Source organism: Ponticaulis koreensis DSM 19734 (genome assembly GCF_000420665.1).
Taxonomy (GTDB): domain Bacteria; phylum Pseudomonadota; class Alphaproteobacteria; order Caulobacterales; family Hyphomonadaceae; genus Ponticaulis; species Ponticaulis koreensis.
In genome coordinates this window covers 362,665-384,065 of record NZ_ATVJ01000003.1, presented here as the reverse complement: position 1 = coordinate 384,065, position 21,401 = coordinate 362,665, and the positions used below count along the sequence as shown (strand labels likewise).

Here is a 21,401-nt window from a genome sequence, read left to right as displayed (position 1 = left end):
TTATGCGGGGGACACTACCGGCCGGCCTTTAACAGGTCGGCCGTTTTTTCTGCGATCATGATGGTTGGCGCGTTTGTATTGCCACCAATCAGCGTCGGCATGACAGACGCATCGACCACGCGAAGCCCGTCAACGCCGCGAACACGCAGCTGATCATCCAGAGGCGCCGCATCGTCAGCCCCCATGCGGACAGTGCCGACCGGATGATAGATCGTCTCGGCATTTGCGCGAATGAAGTCATCAATATCGGCATCTGATTCCGGCGCTTTGGCAGGCAGAACTTCCGACGCGCGATACTCGTCAAACGCAGCCTGATAGGCGATCTCGCGGCTCATCTTCACAGACTCGCGCATGACGCGCATGTCTTCCTGACTATCCAGATAGTTTGCATCAATCAGCGGGTCCGCGAACGGATCAGCCGAAGTCAGTCCGACTGTGCCACGGCTTTCCGGACGCAGCTGGCAGGCATGGATGGTGAAGCCATCATAGTCTGCGTCGCCCTTACCGTGATCGATCATCGCCGCGTTCACAAAGTGCAGCTGGATGTCCGGACGGTCCAACCCTTCGCGGGATTTAAGGAAGCCGCCGGCCTGCAGGAAGTTATCGCGGCCCGGCCCCTGTTTGCGGAGCAGATAGTTGAGACCGACAAACAGCTTTTTAATGCCAGACTGCTTGCTGTACGCGGTGATCTTCTGCGAGCATTTATAGACCATAGAGATGTCGAGGTGATCCTGCAGGTTCGCGCCGACACCCGGCAAATCAGCCTTCACGTCGATACCTTGCGCGCGCAGATCGTTAGCCTTGCCTAGACCTGAGAGTTGGAGAATCTGCGGAGACTGTACCGCACCGGCACAGACCAGAACCTCCGCGTCCGCATAGACCTGTTCCGGCACACCGCGCTTGCCTGCCACATACTCGACGCCGACCGCCTTTCCGTTCTCGACCAGTACTTTCGTGACGCGACCTGTGGAAATAACTGTCAGGTTTGGACGCTCCAGAGCCGGACGTAGATACGCAAAACTCGCGCTCCAGCGTTCGCCATCATGAATAGTCAGCTGATATGGTCCAACACCTTCCTGCTGTGCACCGTTAAAGTCAGGCGTGTAGGGATAACCGGACGCCTTTCCCGCTTCGATAAAGGCTTCATAGAGCGGCTCGCTCGCAGCGCTGGTCGAGACCTGAAGCGGCCCCTCACCGCCATGGAACTCATCTGCGCCCTTATCCAGCGTCTCGGACTTTTTGAAGTATGGCAGGACATCATCATAGCCCCAGCCATTCAGCCCCATCTGACGCCATTGATCATAGTCACCGGCATGGCCGCGAATATAGATCATCCCGTTAATCGAGGATGATCCGCCCCAGCCTTTGCCGCGCGGCCACCATAGCTTACGATTATTCAGATGCTTTTGCGGCGCGGTCCAGAAGCCCCAGTTATAGTCGTTCTGGTCGCCGATCAGATTGCCAACACCCGCTGGCATTCGGACCAGCAGAGAATCGTCTTTTTTACCCGCTTCGATCAGCGCGACCCGGATATTCGGGTCTTCGGTAAGCCGCCCTGCCAGGGTGCAACCGGCGCTGCCTGCGCCCACGATGATATAGTCATATCCCGCATTTGACTGAGCCATCTGCGTCTCTCTCCCTCATAATATTTTTCGCGATGGTAAGGCATTTCTTAGGACCAGCAAGCTAAACTGACGCGGGAGTCATCTTTTTTTAACCTTGGCGGGAAGGGTTACCTAACGGCATGACGCAGAACATAATCCTCTCTCCGCCCGGCTCTGCCGTGACGGTACGAAAGCGCGATCGCCGCCTGAATGTCCGCGTGAAACTTCGCATACCGGTTAAGTTCATGACGGCCTCGGATGTCGAGGGTCACGGCATGACGGTGAACCTCTCGACGAGCGGCGTTCACTTTCAGACGGAAACCCGTCTGCGCCATGGTGACCCGCTCGTCTGCTACTTCAAACATCTCGGTCGGTTTGATGGTCAAATCGCACGCGTCAGCGGCGACAATGTCGCGTTCGCCTTTGCCGTATCAGATGCGAAGCGGGACCGGATGGCCGATCAGCTGACCTGGCTGATCAATAAAGACCGCCTCGGTCTGGAAGAAGAGCGCATGGCCGAGCGCGTCGCCGCGTCCGGCGATCTCACGGTCACCTGCGAAGACGGCCGCACGCTTTCCTGCAATGTCGTCGACATGTCGCTTACCGGCGTCGCTGTAAAGACGACGAATGAACGCCCGTTTGTTGGTGAAAACATCACCTGCGGTATCCGCAAAGGAACCGTCGCGCGCTGGCTGGACGGCGGGTTTGCCGTCGAGTTCACGCTTTAGCGCAACAAAAAAGGCGAGCCGAAGCCCGCCTTTTCAAATCCGTTTCCGGACAGCTTATTTGCCGAACAGGCCTTCAACAGCTGCACGCTCTTCACGGAGCTCAGCTTCTGTTGCGTCCATTTTCGCACGGGAGAACTCGTTGATTTCGAGGCCCTGAACGATTTCGTATTTGCCGTCTTTGCATGTGCAAGGATAGCCGTAGATGACGCCTGGCTCGATGCCGTAAGAACCATCGGAAGGAACAGCCATAGACACCCACTCGCCGTCTGGTGTGCCGAGAGCCCAGTCACGCATGTGGTCGATTGCAGCAGATGCCGCAGACGCAGCGGAAGACGCGCCGCGTGCTTTAATGATCGCCGCACCACGCTGCTGAACGTCCGGAATGAACGTGTCTGTGTACCATGCATCGTCAACCATCGGCTTCGCAGCGTCGCCTTTGACTGTGCAGTGGTGGATGTCTGGATACTGCGTAGAAGAGTGGTTACCCCAGATGATCATGTTTTTGATATCTGTGTTGTGCGTACCGGTCTTCTCAGCCAGCTGGCTCATTGCACGGTTGTGGTCGAGGCGAACCATAGCGTGGAAGCAGCCCGGGTCGAGGTCTGGTGCGTTCTGCTGAGCGATCAGCGCGTTTGTGTTCGCAGGGTTTCCAACGACGAGAACCTTCACGTCACGGCTAGCATGATCGTTGAGGGCTTTACCTTGTGGGCCAAAGATACCGCCGTTTGCTTCGAGCAGGTCTTTACGCTCCATGCCTGCTTTACGTGGCATAGCGCCAACGAGCAGAGCGTAGTCAGCGTCTTTGAAAGCAACGTTTGGATCGTCAGTTGGAACGATGCCCGCGAGTGTTGGGAATGCGCAGTCGTTCAGCTCCATGCAAACGCCTTCGAGCGCGCCGAGTGCTGGCGTGATCTCGAGGAGCTGAAGGATAACCGGCTGGTCCGGGCCAAGCATTGCACCTGAAGCAATACGGAAAAGAAGCGCGTAGCCGATCTGGCCCGCTGCACCTGTAATCGCGACGCGAACTGGTTCTTTCATGAGATATCCTCTCTGGCTCATTCTGTGGAAACGTTCTGTGCGACGGGCTTATAAGCCTGAATTGAAAGAGTCGATAGTCCTCACGAGCGCGCGCGCGAAAATTCACCTCAGACACGACAAAAGTTGAAGGAATATGGAAGAAAAAGCCCCGCCAGTGACTGACGGGGCTCTTCGGATTTACTCTTCGCCGACCAGATAGGTGTCGAGGAAACTCACAAAAGCTTCCGATGCTGTGATCCGGTTTTCCCGTTTCGAGAAGCCATGCCCCTCATCCGGGAAGATCACGTATTCCACCGGAACGCCGTTCTCGCGGACGGCTTCAACAATCTCGTCGCTTTCCACTTGCAGAACGCGCGGATCGTTTGCGCCCTGCACCACCAGAAGCGGTACCTGAATATTCTCCGCATGGAAGAGCGGAGAAATTGCGCGGTGGCGTTCGCCGTCGGTCGCAGGATCACCCATCTCGTCATAGAGCGCCTCACGGAAGCTCTCCCACCACGGCGGAATGCTTTCCAGTGTGCGCACCCAGTTCATGACACCAAAAATGTTCACGCCGACTTTGAAGACATCAGGTTCGAACGCGAGTGCCGCGCCGACCATATAGCCGCCGTAAGAGCCGCCAATAATGCCGATCTGATCCGGGTTCACCCAGTCTTGTTCAGCAAGCCAGCGCTCGCCATAGACGATGTCCTGAAGATCGACTTCACCATGGCGACGGTCATCCATGTGATAGAAGGTTTTGCCATAACCGGATGAGCCGCGATTATTCGCGCCCAGAACGGCATAGCCATGGTTCACCAGGTGCTGGATGGTCGCAGAATAGCCTGCGCGTGTCTGACCGCCCGGCCCCCCATGCACCCAAACGAGTGCCGGAACGGGATTTTCCGCTGATGCGCCATGCGGCACATAGAGAATGCTTGGAATTTCCAGACCGTCAAAGCTCGGATAGCGCACGATCTGTGCGTCTACGAGAACTTCCTCGTCAATGGCAGGGTTCAGCGTGTTGGTCAGTTGCTCTGCTTCACCAGTCTCAAGATCGACAACCATGAGATTGTTCGGAGACGTGTCACGGCTCAACATGAAGGCGATTTTCGTCTCATCCTGATTGAAACGAATGCCGCCAATCTGGCCTTGCGGAATATCGAGGCCCGGGAAGTCGGCATCACCGATTGCCGTGATTTCCACCTCAGTGCGGCCATCAGCATTCACGCCATGCACGCGATAATCACCTGACGGCGAGAAGCTCACATAAGAGACATCCCAGTCGGCACTGACGAGTTCGGTTTTCTCGCCTGACTCGATGTCGTAATCCCAGGCCTGGTTGAACTCACCGAATTCGTTCGTCGCATAGACCAACCCAGAATTATCCGGCGTAAAGCCATACACACCATAGGCAATATTGCCCTCATGCTCGGTCACCAGCGTCATTTCGCCGGTGGCAACTTCATGCAGGAAGACATCGGAATCAGCTGCCGTCCGCTCGCGCCCCAGCGCAATGTAGGCGCCATCAGAGGACACGTCGGCCGGGCTGTAGCCATCATTGTTCTCGAGGATCATTTCGCGTGAGTAATCTGCAGCGCTATAGACGTAGACGTCGAAGAAGCGCGGATCACGCTCATTCGTGATGACATAGAATGTGCTTCCGTCATCGCTCCAGCCCATAAAGCCGGCTTTAGTGTTCTCGGTCGGCGTCAGATCCGTGACTGTGCCATCGAGCTCGCGAACGAAGACATGGTTCAGCTCATCGCCGCCATTATCTGCGTTGTATAGAATGCGTTCGTCATTCGGGAAGAACGAGTCGACATAGATGGAATCGACCGTGCTATCAGTCAGCGCGACCTGCTCACCTGTTTCGATGTCGATTGTGTAGGCATTGTAGATGCCCGTCTCGTCAGAGCTGATCAGAACTTTTGAGCCGTCAGGCGAAAATGCAAAACCGCTTGAAGACGTGCTGCCAAGCGAAACAGTGTCAAAGAATGCCGCGGCATCATATTCCGGCAGAGAGGTTGCTGCGGTTTCCACCGCTTCAGCTGCACTTGTGTCAGTTGTGGGTTCGGTCGTTGTTGGCCCGCACGCCGCCAATAGCCCCAGAATGCTCACGCTTGCGAGCGCTGTTTTGAAAGTCATCTACCTTCTCCATTTCCCTGCGGAGGAGGCTATGCTGGCAATTTCGCCATGGCAAACCCTGTTTGAAAGAAAGAGACGCAGAGCCTGGATCTCGGGCAGAGCTGCTATGAGCCCCGGATTTTTGCAGGTTGAAGAATGTGGTGTCCGAGGATCATTCCGCCAATATCATGCTGGCGCAGGCCCCCGCCCGGCAAATCATCATCGTCATCATCATAAGGCAGCCGCATCACGGCAACACCCATGGTGACCGAAGCGATGGTGATCGTCATCAGGAAGATGAGCGCAAACGCCGCCATCCATTTCACGTCGGATGACATGATCAGCGTCCGAAGGCTCGCAACATCCAGCGCGAAAATCACAAGCACGACTGCAAGCGCGATGATGAATCCGAGCAAGGCGTGGAAGATCAGGAATTTTACGAGCTTAGGCATGAGCTCACCTTTCAGCGACCACAATACCATGCTCTGCGCCAGCCCTCACTGGCGCAGATTGCCTCGGGTATATCAGTCGGACTTTGGACGGAAAGCGAGCATTACATTGCCTGCCCCTGCCCCGAACAGGCCATAGCCCGAATTCATAATGAGGAGCCCGTTGGTTGCGATGATGGAGGCATTATCAATAGCCGCACCATGCGCATCGACTCCGTTCACCGTCTCGAACTCGCGGGCCGTCCGGTACTGCCAGACTAACTCTCCGGTTTCGCGGTTCAGCACATATAGAATGCCATCCAGACCACCCGTCACGACATAATCACCAATGACAGACGGTGCACCGGACAGGCCATACGCCATGGCACAGCGCGGCGTGAACACCCGATCATCTTCTGTACATGTCGCTTCGACATGGAAGGCCCAGTCAATCTCACCGGTTTCGAGGTTCACGGCGTAAATTCCCGGCTTGATATCATCTGGAACTGTCTGATCCGGCAGGTCACGGCCGGGGAAAGAGATTGGCGCGTAAACGTGGGTTTCGTCGGCCGCGATGCCCCAATGGATACCGCCGCTTGGCCCACCCGTACCAATATCACGGCGCCAGACCACCTCTCCGGACGCGGGATCAAGCGCCCAGACCGTTCCGGACTTCTGGCCGCCAATCAGAAGCTCACGGCCTGACGGCGTCGTTGCCAGAATGGTCGATGCGCCAAAGTCTACGTCACGGAAAACCGTTTCTGTGCGTGGAACGCAGTTGAGTTGTTCCTCGCTTCGGCAGCCCACAAGGAAGATATCGTTCGCCGTCGCCTGATAGGACCAGTTGATGTCACCTGTATCAATATCGACCGCGATCAGCGCATCTGTATTAGGATGCGCCGGCGGGGATGTCGCCTCACCCGTACCAACATAAAGCTGGCGACGCTCCGGATCGATCGAAGGCGAATTCCAGATCGGCGCGCCGGATGGGCCGAGCAGCATCTGGCCATCGCCGCGATCCCGCACAGGTTCTGCGTTCGGCATTGTGTGCATTTCCCAGATGCGTTCGCCTGACATTGCATCCAGCGCGACCACGCCGCCATGGGTCGTGCAGCACAGATGAGCATTGTTCGCGCCTTGCATGATCTCCGCCTGTGAGATCGGCACAAATACACGGTCTTCGAAGAGAACCGGCGTACCGGTGATCATTGAGCCACCGAATAGTCCGGCTGGCGCTTTCCAGACAAGCTCGCCCGTCTCGGCCTTCAGCATGTGGACATCGCCCGCACGGTCTCCAACGAACACAGCCTCGGTTCCATCCGGCAGCATCCCATAAGCTGCGCTGGAGCGGAGCGTCATATCCGTATCGTAAATCCACTCAATGCACGGCTCTTCGCCACCGATATCAAAGGCGAACAGGCGCTGATCGCTCTCACCCACGGGCAGGAAAATAGACGTACCGACGACAGCCGCCTGAGAGCGCATGGATACAGCACCCGGGAAGCCCACTGCCCAGGCCAGTTCCAGATTTTCAAAATCTTCAGCCTCAAGACCGGCCTGCTCATAGCTGAGCTGGCGTGAATTATTGAGGTCAAAACCGAATGTCGTGACCGTCGGGGTCGCACCGAGGGATGGCGCCGCGCGATCTGCCTCACACATCATGGCCTCAGTCCAGTTCGTCTCCACCGGACCGGCACGCCCGAGATAATCAGCAACCGCTTCCAGTTCGGCGGAGGAAAGCATCCCGCCCTGCGCACTCATAATGCCGGACACGAGCGCAGCGCGAACCTGCGTCCGGTCGAACTGATTCAGAGCATCCATGCTCGGTGCGCGCGTCACTTCACTATTGTCATGGCAGGCGGCGCAATACTCTTCATAGACAGCCGCGCCCGGATGCGGCGCATCACCTTCGCTTTGAGCAAAAGAGGCAGGCGCAATGCAGCACAGGCTGAGGGCGGTGAGCCCTTTGAAGAGATGTTTCATTTTTCCTCCCTGATCGCTCCGCGGCGATACATATTGTGATACTGAGCTATCACGAGTTTTCGCCATTGCAAATTCTTCCGCGGCGTGACGCGTGGTTAGCGCTTGCAACATGCGCGGCATGAACTAGTGTTAGCGCCAATAATCAGTTCGACCCGCGGGAGAGGTTTTATGCGTTTTGAAGGATCAGATAACTATGTGGCGACAGACGACCTGCAGGTCGCAGTCAATGCTGCGATCATGCTGGAGCGCCCTCTTCTGATCAAAGGTGAGCCGGGCACAGGTAAAACCGTTCTCGCGATTGAAGTCGCCAAAGCGCTCGGCACAGAGCTGATCGAATGGCACGTAAAGTCCACCACAAAAGCGCATCAGGGACTTTATGAGTATGACGCCGTATCGCGTCTGCGTGATGGCCAGATGGGCGATGAGCGCGCGACCGACATCTCCAACTACATTAAGAAGGGCAAGCTCTGGGAAGCGTTTGAAGCTGAAAAGCGCCCGGTTCTGCTCGTAGACGAGATCGACAAAGCTGACATCGAATTCCCGAACGACCTCCTGCAAGAGCTCGATCGCATGGAGTTCTATTGTTACGAGCTCGACAAGACGATCAAAGCGAAACAGCGCCCGATCATCATCATCACCTCAAACAACGAGAAAGAGCTTCCAGACGCGTTCCTGCGCCGCTGCTTCTTCCACTATATCAAATTCCCTGACGACCAGACGATGCGCGACATCGTCGAAGTCCACTATCCGGGTATCAAGCAGAAGCTCGTCAAAGACGCGCTGCAGACGTTCTACTCCATGCGCGACCTTCCGGGTATGAAGAAGAAGCCGTCTACCTCCGAACTGCTCGACTGGCTGAAGCTTCTTATGAATGAAGATGTGGATCTGGATACGCTGAAAGAGCAGAACCCGGACAAGCTGACGCCGCCACTTCACGGCGCGCTCCTCAAGAACGAAGCCGACGTTCAACTCTTCGAACGTCTGGCATTTCTTTCCCGCCGCGAACGCCGCGGCCCTGAGGGCTGATCTGAAAGGAGCAGCAGGTGACAAAAAAATTCGTCGATGATCTGGCGGCACTCTTCGCCATTTTCTTCTCGATTTATCTCGCCTGCGTCCTCGCCTGGCATCTCAATGTTTATTTCTTCAGCGCCGGCTAGCGGGCGCTGAAACACGGTATTTTGGAACCGTGTAGCTACACTTCCGTTATTTCCTCATCGCAAAAACGCGTTCTGATTACAGGAGACGGAAATGGCTAATAACAACTCCAATAGCGGTAATGGCGCAATTTACTTCATCGTTGGCGCGCTCGTCGCAGTCGTCGCCGCATTCGGTGTCTATTATTTCGGCGGCCTTGAAGGCACGCCGTCTGACGATGCAGACTTCTCCATTTCGGTGAATGAAGACGGCATCGAAGTTCGCGAATAGCCGGACTTTTTAGCTCTGAACAAATATGACGGGTCGTCCTCACAGACGGCCCGTTTAATGTTTTTCGATAAATCATCTTGCGTATTCTGAATAATCAGTTATATTGTTTTTCAATAAGACTTGTTTGAAAGGCAATACAATGAACGTCCGATATAATGATGGTTATGACTCATACGACTATGAGCGCCGTTATGATCGTCGTCGCCACGCCTTCCGCGATTACGGCGATGACAGAGCAGAAGATGGCGTCGCAAGCCGCATCCTTCTGATCGTCCTGGCTATTCTCATTCCACCGCTCGCAGCATTCCTCGTGACCGGTTTTCGTGGTCACTTCTGGCTGAACCTGCTGCTCACCATTCTGTTCTATCTGCCAGCGCAGGTGCACGCAGTCTGGCTGGTTATGGATCGACGCTAACAGCGACCACTCAGCGCCCGTATGTCACGGGCGCTTCTTCGTATTCGCACCCCGCGGGTTAGGACTTGGCGAAATGCGCCATTCCTGCGAAAAAGACCTATGACCGACTCACATCTTGATTGCGCTCCGACTGATGTCGATGAAGCTCTGAATGAAGCAGAAGCCGTATGCGAAGCACGCGGCGCGCGTCTGACAAAGATCCGTCGCAAGGTTCTCAGTCTCATGCTGGAACACCGCGAACCGGCAAAAGCCTATGATCTGCTTCAACGCCTCGACGGCGAAGGTGCAGCCAAGCCGCCGACGGTTTACCGCGCGCTTGAATTCCTTCTGGAAATGGGTCTCGCCCACAAGATTGAGAGCCTGAACGCCTATGTTGCGTGCGGCCATTGGGGCCACAAACATATGGCGGTTTTCCTGATCTGCGATAACTGCAAAGCGATCTCAGAGCTGCATGCCGATAAAACCCACGCCGCACTGGACGAAGAAGTGCAGGCTGCAGGGTTTGATCGCACATCCAGCGTGATGGAAGTACACGGCAAATGCGCGAATTGCGCGGCCGCGGCCTGATCCACGACTGAATGACATCCCACATCCGTACAGCACTGGCAGGGTTTGGCCTTGCCGGTCGCATACTTCATTCGCCGCTCCTTAAAGCGGCCGGCTTCGATGTGTGCCACGTCCAGACGAGCCGAACGAGCGAAGTCGCTGAAGTCTGGCCTGACGCAGTTGCGGTAACATCGTTTGACGAACTGATCGCCACGAACCCGGAACTGCTCGTCATCGCAACGCCCTCACATCTGCACGCCAACCAGACCCGCCAGGCACTCGAAGCGGGTATTCCAGTACTGGTCGACAAGCCTCTTGGCGTTACAACGGAGGAAGTCGAAGCACTGGCGGAGCTATCTGCAACGACGGGCACACCGCTCACGGTTTTTCAGAACCGCCGATGGGATGCAGACTTCCTCACTCTGAAACGCGCGATTGATAATAACGAGATCGGCAAGCCGGTGCGCCTCGTGTCCGCATGGCACCGCCATCGCAACGAAATTCGCGACCGCTGGCGCGAACAGCCGGGGCTTGGTTCCGGCGTATTCATTGATCTGGGCGCGCATCTCATTGATCAAGCCGTGACGCTATTCGGTACACCAGACTGGATCGAGGCCGATATCTGGTCTGCACGTAGCAATGCGCCCGATGCAGTGGACGACAGCTTTCTGATCAATTTCGGTTATCCGGATAGACTGCGCGTGCAGCTCTCTTCCTCCTCGCTTGCGGCAGGACCGTCGCGCGAAATCCGCCTTGATGGAACCAAGGCCAGCCTGACGATGGAAGGCTTTGATACGCAGGAGCCGCAACTTCGGGACAATATTCCAGCTAATGATCCCGCCTTTGGTCGGCCGGAAGGTCACCTCTCCGGAAAGCTGCTCATGCCTGATGGCGCCGGTGAAGACCTTGCGATCGAGACTGGAAACTGGCTGACATTCTACGAAACGCTTGCAGAAGCTTTGCGCTCCGGTTCTCCCCTACCCGTTCTACCGGATCAGGCCGTCGTCACAGCCCGGCTGATCGACCTCGCGCGGGAAAGCGCTACCACCCGCTAAGGGCTCAAATAAATTCGGCACCTGCCGCGACGCGAGCTGTAGGCAAATCACATCACCCCATCTACAGTTGTCCGAGCAATCAGCATCAAAGCTGAAAACAATAAGAGGGAACCAACATGATCGAGCTCTATCGAGGCATCACCAACACATGGGAATGCGATGAGATGGGGCACATGAACGTACGGTTCTATGTGAACAAGCAGACTGAAGGCCTCCAAATTCTCGCCCATGCGATTGGCTTGCCGAATGCGTTCACGCCTGAGAACTCCTCCACGCTCGTACCAGTAGACCAGCACATTCGCTTCATGAAGGAAGTTCATCCGGGGCGCCCTATCTATATGGTGGGCGGCGTTCTTGATGTGACCGAGACAGAAGTCGTTCTGTATCAAGAGCTTATTCACGCTGTTTCAGGTGATACCGCAGCAGCTTTTCGCACCCGGGTTCGCCATGTCGAATCGAAAACACTTCGCGGCTTTGCCTGGAAGGATGAAACGCTCGCCGCCTTTGAAAAGCTGCGTATAACGCCGCCAGACCATACAGCGCCACGCTCACTTGATCCTAATGGCCCATGCCTGCCAGACGCTGAAGCCGTCGCCGCGCTCCCTGAAAAGCTGGGGGTGCCGGTGATCGGGCGCGGTGCGGTACAGATCCAGCATTGCGACTCACATGGCCGCATGATGCCGGAACACTTTATCGGGCGCGTTTCTGATTCTGTTCCAAACCTTATGGCGGCATGGCGCGATGAAGTCGCCAAAGCCGCAGAGGCAAAGGGCGAAAAGGTCCGCTCTGGCGCTGCTGTTCTTGAATACCGCCTGAAATACCGATCATGGCCGAAAGCTGGCGATATTGTCGAAGTCCGCACCGGCCTCGGTAAAGTCATGCCAAAGGTGCACAGTCTCGTTCACTGGATTATGGACCCGCGCACCGGCAAGGCGTGGTGTACATCAGAAGCCGTCGCTGTGACCTTTGATCTGGACACGCGCAAGGTGATCCAGGCTAATCCGGAGCATATGGCTCTGCTGGAAGAGCGAGCCGTGCGAGGCCTCTCAATCTAATCGCCCCCTTCACCCTCGGTCATCATTGACGCCTCCCCCGCCTTCAAAGCATGCTCTTTGAAAACATCATTCTGGGAGGAATAATTGGCCGGAGATCTCTATCTGGCAGGTGTACGGACAACGCAGTCCGAGCATCTGGCAAACGCCCGTCGCATTGCAGCCGATATGGTTTCGCGGGGCGTCGGACCGAATGATTCTGTCGCGCTGCTCCTTCGCAATGACACGATGATGTTCGCGTTGATGGAAGCGTGCCGGCTTGTTGGCGTTCGCTTTGCGCTGATCAACTGGCATGCCGCGCCCAAGGAAGTGAAATACATCGTCGAGGATTCGCAATCCAAAATCCTCTACGGCCATTCCGATCTTTTGCGGCCGGTCATGTCTGAATTGAGCACAGACCTGCCGGTCATCGCCTTTCCCGTGCCGGAATGCATCCAGCTGTCTTATGGCGTCGATAACCGTGCGCCCACCGGTACGATCAGCCTCACCAAACTGCTGGCATCGACCGATCAGTATGAAGGCGAAGCCCAGAAGCTGCGCGGCATGTTCGCCTATACCTCGGGGTCTACCGGACGCCCGAAAGGCATTAAGCGCGCCTTCAATGAAGACGGGCCGGATAGGTGGGATGCCTTTCTCGGCCTCTGTCGAAACCTGATGGGCGCGCAGGATGGCGACCGGTTCTACGTTTCTGCCCCGCTCTATCACAGCGCGCCGAACACGCTCTCCAGTTTCTGTCTTGCCGCGGGTGACGTTGATATCTTTGTCGATCCGAAATTTGATCCGGAAGGCTTTCTCCAGACGGTTGAAAAATTCGGCATCACCCACGCCTATATCGTGCCGACCATGTGCATAAGGCTTCTGAAATTGCCGAAAGAGGTACGCGAGAAATACGATGTCAGCTCGCTCCGCTTCACCATTTCTACAGGCTCGCCGTGGCCAATTGAGGTGAAGAACGAGATGATCGACTGGTTCGGACCGATCCTCAACGAATCCTATGGCGCGAGCGAGATCGGTTTCATGACCCTGATCAGCTCTGATGAAGCCAAAGCCAAGCCCGGCTCTGTGGGAAAAATCCTGCCGGGCGGCACGGTGAAAGTGCTGGATGATGACTTCAACGAGGTCCCGACGGGCGAAGTCGGCACGCTCTATATCCATCTCCCAACCTATGGTGATTTCGAATACACGAATCAGGATGGCAATCTGGACGGCCAGCGTCAGGGCAATCTCTCAACCGTTGGCGATATGGGATACGTCGACGAGGACGGATACATTTTCATCTCCGACCGGAAGAAAGACATGATCATTTCCGGTGGCGCCAACATCTTCCCTGCGGAGATCGAAGCCGAGCTGATTCTGATGCCTGAAATCGCAGACTGCGCGGTGTTCGGTGCGCCTGATCCGGAGTTCGGCGAATCTATTGTCGCTGCGGTCACCTGCCAGCCCGATAAGTCCGTCACACTTCAGGATGTAAAAGTCTGGCTGGAACCGCGTCTTGCGAAGTTCAAAATCCCACGCAAGCTGGATGTTCACGATGAACTGCCGCGTCAGGATAGCGGCAAGATTTTCAAGGCAAAGCTGCGCGCGCCGTATTGGGAAGAAGCAGGCCGGAAAGTCTAACCCAAGGACGCCATTTCCTCATTCGTGAACACACGGGATCGGGTGAGGAAGCGCTTCTCGCGCCCATTGTCGAGGCTGAACATACCGCCGCGTCCCGGCACCACATCCAAAATCAGCTGGGTGTGCTTCCACGCCTCAAACTGCGAGGCTGAAATATAGACGGGCACACCATCAATCTCGCCAAGCTTCACGTCGCTCTCGCCGACTTTGAAATCATCCGCCGGATAGCACATCGGGCTGGACCCATCACAACATCCGCCTGACTGATGGAAGAGAATCTCCGGATGATCTGCTTTGATCTCGGTGATAAAGGCCTTGGCCGCATCGGTTGCGCTTACGCGGTTTGGCTGGTCAGTCATTCTCTTCCTCCTGTTTTATCTTTTACAAAAAGTCTCCCGATGCACCTGCAGATGTAACAGCACCGGCCTCCACATCGGGAGCAGGCGAGAGACAGTTAGAACGCGACGCTGAACGACGCGACAATACGTTCGTCAGCCCCGCCGCCGAGATAGTCGGCGTCCGTATCAATATAGCGAATATCGAGTGTCACATTGTCAGCAACACTTCGTGAGGCACCAATATTCCAATGGGTGAAATTGCCTGCGCTGTTATCCAGCATCTGGTGGCCGACCGAACCGGATATCGTCCAGTTCTCTGATACCAACGTGCTGGCATTTACCTCGATATGCTGGGCACTTGCTTCGGTTGCGAAGAAGTCATCGGTAATCATCGCAGTGATACCTGCGGAGAAGCCGTCAAAGTCATGGCTAAAAGCCAGCTTCAGCTCGACCGTATCAAGATCAAGGCCGGATGGCGCATCGAGATACCCGTAGCGAACGAGGCCAATGTCAAAGGTCGTGCCGTCTGCTATTGGGGCCGCGTAACCGACCCAAAAATCATATTCGGTGTCGATGCCCGCAAAGTCGACATTCTCAATTCCTGCACCAGAGTAGAAGTTGCCGTAAGATGCGCTGACGGCTGCGAACACTGCCGGATCACCGGCCGATTGTTCAACGCCGCGCCAGATATATTCTGTCGCGCCGGTCAGCGAAGCTGACCATGAAATTCCGTTTGTGTCTGCGTCCTGAGCAGTCGCTGCGCCGCTGAAACCAAGTACGCAAGCTGCGCACGCCCCGATCAGTGTTTTTGTTACTCTGCACAACATGGGATGAGACTCCTTTTCCTCCCGAGGTATTTTTCCTCTTCAGTCTCTCGCCTAAAAAATGCCCGGTGCTTCGCCCCTATCCGAAGGCACACGGGGACTCCCGACTGATCATTGAGCGTCAGCGCGTGAAGTCAGAAATTGCCTGAAAAAAAGTGGCAGGCCCTTAGCTAAGCAGACGCCGACTGTTTCAAAGAAGGGAAGGAAACGTAAGTCAGCCTGACGTCTGAGAGCCTGCCAGTTCAGTGGTAGTTCTTAGAAGAAGCCCAGCTTTTGTGGCGCGTAGCTCACGAGCATGTTCTTCGTCTGTTGGTAATGGTCGAGCATCTTGGAGTGGTTCTCACGACCAATGCCGGACTGTTTGTAGCCGCCGAACGCTGCGTGCGCAGGGTATGCGTGGTAGCAGTTCGTCCAGACACGACCGGCCTGAATGGCGCGGCCGAAGCGGTAGCAAGTGTTTGCCTCGCGGCTCCACACACCAGCGCCCAGACCATAGAGCGTGTCGTTCGCGATGGAGAGCGCTTCTTCATCGTCCTTGAAGGTCGTGACCGACACAACAGGACCGAAGATCTCTTCCTGGAAGACGCGCATCTTGTTGTGGCCCTTCAGAACGGTCGGCTTCACGTAATAGCCATTCGCCAGGTCGCCGCCGAGATTCGCAGCTTCACCACCGATAAGAACTTCCGCACCTTCCTGACGACCAATGTCGAAGTAAGACAGGATTTTCTCTTTCTGCTCGGAAGAAGCCTGCGCACCAATCATGGTGTTGATATCGCGCGGGTCGCCCTGAACGATCTGCTCGACGCGTTTCAGCGCACGCTCCATGAAGCGGTCATAGATGTTCTCGTGAATGAGTGCGCGTGACGGACAGGTGCAAACCTCGCCCTGGTTGAGCGCAAACATCACAAAGCCTTCAATCGCCTTGTCGAGATAGTCATCGTCAGCGCGCATGACGTCTTCGAAGAAGATGTTCGGAGACTTACCGCCCAGTTCCAGCGTGACCGGAATGAGGTTTTCAGATGCGTACTGCATGATGAGACGACCTGTTGTCGTTTCACCGGTGAAGGCAATCTTCGCGATGCGGGAGCTAGACGCCAGCGGCTTACCGGCCTCGAGGCCAAAACCGTTTACAATGTTCAGAACGCCAGGTGGCAGAAGATCAGCGATCAGCTCGGCAAAGACGAGGATTGTTGCTGGTGTCTGCTCTGCAGGCTTCAGGACGACGCAGTTACCTGCGGCAAGCGCCGGCGCCAGCTTCCACGCTGCCATGAGCATTGGGAAGTTCCACGGAATGATCTGGCCAACAACGCCAAGCGGCTCGTGGAAGTGATACGCAACTGTGTCGTGATCGATCTCGGAAATGCCGCCTTCCTGCGCACGGATACAGCCAGCAAAATAGCGAAAGTGGTCAACCGCGAGCGGCATGTCAGCCGCCATGGTTTCGCGGATAGGCTTACCATTATCCCAGGTTTCACATGTAGCGAGAAGCTCGAGATTCTCTTCCATACAGTCTGCGATACGGTTCAGAATGTTTGCACGTTCAGTGGTTGACGTGCGTGCCCATGCATCTTTCGCAGCGTGTGCCGCGTCGAGTGCAGCTTCGATATCAGACGCGTCCGACCGTGCGATCTGACAGATGACACCGCCGGTGACCGGAGATGTGTTGTCGAAATAGCGGCCCGCATTCGGCGCAACAAACTGGCCGTTGATGAAGTTGTCATAGCGGGATTTGAACGGTGACGTGTACGTAGCGTCGCTTGAATGAAGCGTGTCTGCCATTTTTTCCTCCAGAATTGCGCCCATCATGAGATCGGGGCGTCTGGAGATATGTCTGACGGAAGGAAGACGGTCTGTCAGCGGGGGTGAAACAGCGGCTGAGACAGTTCTGTCTCACTTCTGAGACACAGTTTCATTGGGAATTGCGTTAGCCGTTCAATAGTCCGAGCTTCTTGGCGCGGCGATAGAAAGTTGCGCGGCTGACGCCGAGAAGACGGGCTGCCTCGCTCATATTGCCTTTGGCACGGGCGATCGCGCGATTGATTTCACGGCGCTCTGCATTGTCGAGGCCGATACCGCGCACTTCCTGCTCACCAAGCAGGTCAGCTGTCGGCTTTGGCGTAAAGGCTTCCCTGGTCGGCAAGCCATAAAGCCTGCGCGCAGCTCGGGTGGCACCAATCACAAGGTCATCGCTATTCACGGCCAGCAGGACGGGTGTGCGGCGGTTATCGCTATTGCCCTTCAGAATGCGCATGCCGGAAAAGACGTCGCAGAAATTATCTGCCTCGATCTGGCCCGCCGCATCATTCACGGCCTGTGAGATCAGCGTAGACATCGCTCCGTTGAGGTCAGACCGGCAGGCAGAGATATCGATCACCGCTGCCAGATTGCCCTCAACATCGAAAATCGGCGCCCCCATGCAGTGGAGCGGCGTATTGCTGGCAATAAAGTGCTGGTCCTGATGGATGGAAACCGCCCTGCCCTCGGCGATACAGGTTCCGATACCATTTGTGCCCTGTGCGCCCTCAGACCAGTCCGCCCCTCGTCCGAGACCAACCTTCTCAAAATGATCACGATCATTCGATGTGCTGTGGCTTTCGAGAATTACACCGTCTTTGTCACAAAGAAAAACCGCGCAGCCTGCCAACGAGACCATACCAAGCAGGCGTTCAACCGTCGGCTGGGACACATGAAGCATGCGGGACATGCGATCGCGGCGCTCAGACAGATCGCTCTCGCTCCAGCGCTGCACGCTTGGAGACAGATCAGGCGCCAACCCGTGAACATTCACCGAGCGCGCCCATGATGCCACTACCATGGATTTAGCCGCCGCAGCCCCCGATTCGATCGTCGTCAGAATACGTTCGGCATGCGGTAATGTTTTATCGTTCTCTATCCGCGCCATGCCAAAGGTTATCCTCATCAGGAATAATTGCCATCCCGATCACGCATAATGCGCTCACATTTGCTCCATAGCCGCAATTAAAAAATAAAAAAAGCCCCGGAGATCGTGAAGACCTCCGGGGCATAAGGGTGCATTTGGTGAGTGCAGTGCTCAAGTGATTTGCTTGTGATTACAAGCCCTTCACGATGTCTTCGACCATCTTTTTAGCGTCTGCGAGCAGCATCATTGTGTTGTCCTTGAAGAACAGCTCGTTTTCGATACCCGCATAGCCGGAGCCAAGCGAACGCTTGATGAAGAGGACCGTACCTGCATTTTCAACGTCCAGAATCGGCATGCCGAAAATCGGAGATGTCGGGTCTGTTTTCGCCGCCGGGTTGGTGACGTCGTTCGCACCGATGACGAAGGCAACGTCCGCCTGAGAGAATTCGGAGTTGATATCTTCAAGCTCGAAAACTTCGTCATAAGGCACGTTTGCTTCAGCGAGCAGAACGTTCATGTGACCCGGCATACGACCCGCAACCGGGTGGATCGCGTAAGCGACATCGACGCCTTCTTCTTTCAGCTTTTCAGCCATTTCTTTGAGAGCGTGCTGAGCCTGAGCAACCGCCATACCGTAACCTGGTACGATGATGACTTTACCCGCGTTCTTCATGATGAAGGCCGCATCGTCAGCCGAACCGATCTTAACCGGACGGTCAACCTGTGGGCCGCCCGCACCAGCGCCGGAATCGTCTGCACCAAAGCCACCAAGGATGACCGAGATGAAGCTACGGTTCATGCCCTTACACATGATGTAAGAGAGGATCGCACCGGAAGAACCAACCAGAGCACCCGTGATGATCAGCGCTGTGTTTGCCAGTGTGAAACCGAGCGCAGCTGCCGCCCAACCGGAGTAAGAGTTCAGCATGGACACAACAACAGGCATGTCCGCGCCACCGATAGGAATGATCAGCGTGATGCCGAGTAGAAGCGCGAGGCCTGTGATCGCCCAGAACATCCATGGCTGTGTGCCGCCTGTCTGAACCATCATCACAACCAGTGCGACGATTGCGACACCGATCAGAATGTTCAGAATGTGGCGCATTGGCAGAAGGATTGGCGCACCGGACATGTTGCCGTTCAGCTTGGCGAACGCGATGACGGAACCAGTGAAGGTGATCGCACCAATCGCAGAACCCAGCGACAGCTCGATCAGAGACGCTGTGTGGAGGTTGCCGATAGAGCCGTCAGCGTTGAGCTCTGCAATGCCGAAATTGATCGGTGCATAGAGCGCAGCCGCCGCCACAAGCACAGCCGCCAGACCAACCAGAGAGTGGAAGGCTGCAACGAGCTGAGGCATAGCCGTCATCGGGATTTTCTTGGCGATGATCGCACCGACAATACCACCGACAGCGATACCGCCGAGGATCAGGCCGAGCGTGACCACATCAAGCGCACCGCCGGTCGCCAGCACAGCCAGCGTTGTACCAACAGCGATCGCCATACCGATCATGCCGTAATAGTTACCCTGACGAGACGTAGCAGGGCTGGAAAGTCCGCGAAGGGACATGATGAAGAGTATCCCGGATACGAGATACAGAAGCGCAGCAATATTCGCGTTCATGAGACTCTAGCGCTCCTTCTTCTTGTACATAGCCAGCATGCGCTGGGTTACGAGGAAGCCGCCGAAAATGTTGACGGCTGCAAGGCCGGCCGCGACGGCACCCATGCCTTTTGAGATCCAGAGATCGCCTGTAAGTTCCATGCCTGCACCAGCCGCCGCAGCGATGAGTGCACCAACGATGATCACAGAAGAAATCGCGTTCGTCACAGCCATAAGAGGCGTGTGGAGTGCCGGTGTAACGGACCAGACAACGTAATAGCCCACGAAGATCGCAAGCACGAAAATAGCGAAACGGAAGATGATCGGGTCAACGCCCTCACCTGCTCCGCCGGCGGCGAAAGCCGGAAGGGCCACAAGGCCCGAAAGGAAAAGCGCAGTCAGCGCACGAACGAAGGTCATGTGATCAACCCTCCTTGAGTGTTGCATGGACGGTTTCGCCGTCGCGGGTCAGTGTCATGGCCGCAACGATTTCATCGTCGAATTTAGGAGCAAATTCGCCGTTCTCACCAGTGATGAGCGGCAGGAATGAAACGAGATTTTTCGCCAGAAGCGAAGATGAGTCCGCTGCGAGACGGGCTGGCAGGTTAGAGAAACCTGCAACCTTAACGCCGTTCACATTGACGACTTCGTCAGGCTTGGAGAGCGGGCAGTTGCCGCCCATCGCCACAGCCATATCAACGATAACAGCACCCGGTTTCATGTTCGCGACCATCTCTTCAGAGATGAGCGTTGGCGCCGGACGGCCAGGAATAAGCGCTGTCGTGATGACAATGTCCTGCTTGGCGATATGGCTTGCCGTAAGTTCAGCTTGTTTTTTCTGATACTCTTCAGACATCTGCTTGGCGTAACCGCCCGCAGTTTCCGCTGCTTTGAACTCTTCGTCCTCTACCGCGATGAATTTACCGCCGAGAGACGCGACCTGCTCTTTTGCAGCCGGACGTACGTCAGTCGCTGTAACAATTGCCCCGAGACGACGCGCTGTCGCGATAGCCTGAAGACCCGCAACGCCCGCGCCCATCACAAAGACTTTAGCTGGCGCAACTGTACCCGCTGCGGTCATCATCATTGGCATGGCGCGGCCATAGAGAGCAGCGCCCTCGATCACGGCGCGATAGCCCGCAAGGTTGGACTGGGATGACAGAGCATCCATAGACTGAGCGCGTGTGATACGCGGCGTGTATTCCATCGACAGGGCCAGGAGTTTACGTGCGTTGAAGTCGCCAAGGCTGTCTTTTATGGAGTGCGGCTCCAGAAGGCCAATCACGCCTGCGCCTTCTTTCACCTGAGAGAGAACCTCTGCAGGTGGACGGCGCACGCCCATGACCAGATCAGCATTGCCCAGTTCCTTATCGGAAATCTGCGCACCAGCTTCTTCGTAGGCCGCATCAGGAAAACCCGCAACGAGACCCGCGCCCGGCTCGATAATGATCGTATGCCCGGCTCCCGTCAGCTTCTTGACCGTTTCGGGAACGGCTGCAACGCGGCTCTCTGCAGAGCTACGCTCTTTTAGAACAACAATTTTCATAATACCCACTTCGAGATTATTTTTGCCCGAAAAGACAACAGATCGGTTGTGCAACGCAAGAAAATTTTTCTAAAGGCAGTATTTACTGCCGAACGTACTTGACTGTAGCGCCACTACTCGAAGTTAAGATTTCTTTGTTTTTTAAGGATTTTCTGGCAACGCCACAAAGACCTCGCAGTTGCAGCATGAGCTGAAAATGTCACACCACAAGT

20 protein-coding genes are annotated in these 21,401 nt (G+C 55.8%); 8 read left to right on the top strand and 12 right to left on the bottom strand.

Annotated elements, in window-relative coordinates; all coding sequences use genetic code 11:
* Positions 1-14: 14 nt before the first annotated feature.
* Positions 15-1,625 (bottom strand): choline dehydrogenase, encoded by a 1,611-nt coding sequence (locus tag G523_RS0116905; RefSeq protein ID WP_022696254.1) that lies wholly within the window; start codon positions 1,623-1,625, stop codon positions 15-17.
* 119 nt (positions 1,626-1,744) lie between these two features.
* Here G523_RS0116905 and G523_RS0116900 point away from each other — a divergent pair, with 119 nt between their 5' ends.
* Positions 1,745-2,332: a PilZ domain-containing protein gene (locus tag G523_RS0116900; protein ID WP_022696253.1), complete on the top strand. Its 588-nt coding sequence runs from the start codon at positions 1,745-1,747 to the stop codon at positions 2,330-2,332.
* A gap of 54 nt (positions 2,333-2,386) precedes the next feature.
* On the opposite strand, the gene G523_RS0116895 is transcribed toward G523_RS0116900, so the two are convergent.
* From G523_RS0116895 to G523_RS0116880, 4 genes are all read right to left on the bottom strand, one after another.
* Entirely contained in the window at positions 2,387-3,370 is a 984-nt protein-coding gene (locus G523_RS0116895; RefSeq protein WP_022696252.1) for a malate dehydrogenase, read from the bottom strand.
* A gap of 177 nt (positions 3,371-3,547) precedes the next feature.
* The gene (locus G523_RS0116890; protein ID WP_022696251.1) at positions 3,548-5,497 is read right to left on the bottom strand and encodes a S9 family peptidase; all 1,950 of its coding nucleotides are present in this window, start codon (positions 5,495-5,497) and stop codon (positions 3,548-3,550) included.
* A gap of 104 nt (positions 5,498-5,601) precedes the next feature.
* Complete coding sequence (locus G523_RS19850) at positions 5,602-5,928, bottom strand: hypothetical protein (RefSeq protein ID WP_155802874.1); 327 nt, start codon at positions 5,926-5,928, stop codon at positions 5,602-5,604.
* Positions 5,929-6,000: 72 nt separating this feature from the next.
* A complete protein-coding gene (locus G523_RS0116880) occupies positions 6,001-7,887 on the bottom strand; it encodes an outer membrane protein assembly factor BamB family protein (RefSeq protein ID WP_022696249.1) in 1,887 nt (628 codons plus the stop codon).
* Between the two features lie 168 nt (positions 7,888-8,055).
* Here G523_RS0116880 and G523_RS0116875 point away from each other — a divergent pair, with 168 nt between their 5' ends.
* From G523_RS0116875 to G523_RS0116840, 7 genes are all read left to right on the top strand, one after another.
* Complete coding sequence (locus G523_RS0116875; protein ID WP_022696248.1) at positions 8,056-8,913, top strand: AAA family ATPase; 858 nt, start codon at positions 8,056-8,058, stop codon at positions 8,911-8,913.
* A gap of 222 nt (positions 8,914-9,135) precedes the next feature.
* Positions 9,136-9,312 carry a hypothetical protein gene (locus G523_RS21080; protein ID WP_022696246.1) on the top strand — a complete coding sequence of 59 codons (177 nt, stop codon included), beginning with the start codon at positions 9,136-9,138 and terminating at the stop codon, positions 9,310-9,312.
* Between the two features lie 139 nt (positions 9,313-9,451).
* Positions 9,452-9,727, top strand: coding sequence for a YqaE/Pmp3 family membrane protein (locus G523_RS20550; RefSeq protein ID WP_051134882.1), 276 nt, complete (start codon positions 9,452-9,454; stop codon positions 9,725-9,727).
* 99 nt (positions 9,728-9,826) lie between these two features.
* On the top strand, positions 9,827-10,294 hold the full coding sequence (locus tag G523_RS0116855) for a transcriptional repressor (RefSeq protein ID WP_022696244.1): 468 nt from the start codon (positions 9,827-9,829) through the stop codon (positions 10,292-10,294).
* 11 nt (positions 10,295-10,305) lie between these two features.
* Positions 10,306-11,328 (top strand): Gfo/Idh/MocA family protein, encoded by a 1,023-nt coding sequence (locus G523_RS0116850; protein WP_022696243.1) that lies wholly within the window; start codon positions 10,306-10,308, stop codon positions 11,326-11,328.
* A gap of 116 nt (positions 11,329-11,444) precedes the next feature.
* Positions 11,445-12,383, top strand: a complete 939-nt coding sequence (locus tag G523_RS0116845; protein ID WP_022696242.1) for an acyl-ACP thioesterase — start codon at positions 11,445-11,447, stop codon at positions 12,381-12,383.
* Between the two features lie 84 nt (positions 12,384-12,467).
* On the top strand, positions 12,468-13,997 hold the full coding sequence (locus G523_RS0116840; RefSeq protein ID WP_022696241.1) for an AMP-binding protein: 1,530 nt from the start codon (positions 12,468-12,470) through the stop codon (positions 13,995-13,997).
* Here the strand turns inward: G523_RS0116840 and G523_RS0116835 are convergent.
* The 7 genes from G523_RS0116835 to G523_RS0116805 all read right to left on the bottom strand — a co-directional run bounded on the left by G523_RS0116835 (position 13,994) and on the right by G523_RS0116805 (position 21,189).
* Positions 13,994-14,356 (bottom strand): DUF779 domain-containing protein, encoded by a 363-nt coding sequence (locus tag G523_RS0116835; RefSeq protein ID WP_022696240.1) that lies wholly within the window; start codon positions 14,354-14,356, stop codon positions 13,994-13,996. The genes G523_RS0116840 and G523_RS0116835 overlap by 4 nt on opposite strands.
* Positions 14,357-14,451: 95 nt before the next feature.
* A complete protein-coding gene (locus tag G523_RS19840) occupies positions 14,452-15,162 on the bottom strand; it encodes a TorF family putative porin (protein WP_022696239.1) in 711 nt (236 codons plus the stop codon).
* 252 nt (positions 15,163-15,414) lie between these two features.
* Positions 15,415-16,938, bottom strand: a complete 1,524-nt coding sequence (gene adh, locus G523_RS0116825) for an aldehyde dehydrogenase (RefSeq protein ID WP_027441853.1) — start codon at positions 16,936-16,938, stop codon at positions 15,415-15,417.
* 145 nt (positions 16,939-17,083) lie between these two features.
* A complete protein-coding gene (locus tag G523_RS0116820; RefSeq protein WP_233347320.1) occupies positions 17,084-18,079 on the bottom strand; it encodes a GAF domain-containing protein in 996 nt (331 codons plus the stop codon).
* Between the two features lie 151 nt (positions 18,080-18,230).
* A complete protein-coding gene (locus tag G523_RS0116815; protein WP_022696236.1) occupies positions 18,231-19,664 on the bottom strand; it encodes an NAD(P)(+) transhydrogenase (Re/Si-specific) subunit beta in 1,434 nt (477 codons plus the stop codon).
* A gap of 6 nt (positions 19,665-19,670) precedes the next feature.
* On the bottom strand, positions 19,671-20,063 hold the full coding sequence (locus G523_RS0116810) for a proton-translocating transhydrogenase family protein (RefSeq protein WP_022696235.1): 393 nt from the start codon (positions 20,061-20,063) through the stop codon (positions 19,671-19,673).
* 4 nt (positions 20,064-20,067) lie between these two features.
* On the bottom strand, positions 20,068-21,189 hold the full coding sequence (locus G523_RS0116805; RefSeq protein ID WP_022696234.1) for a Re/Si-specific NAD(P)(+) transhydrogenase subunit alpha: 1,122 nt from the start codon (positions 21,187-21,189) through the stop codon (positions 20,068-20,070).
* Between the last annotated feature and the right edge of the window lie 212 nt (positions 21,190-21,401).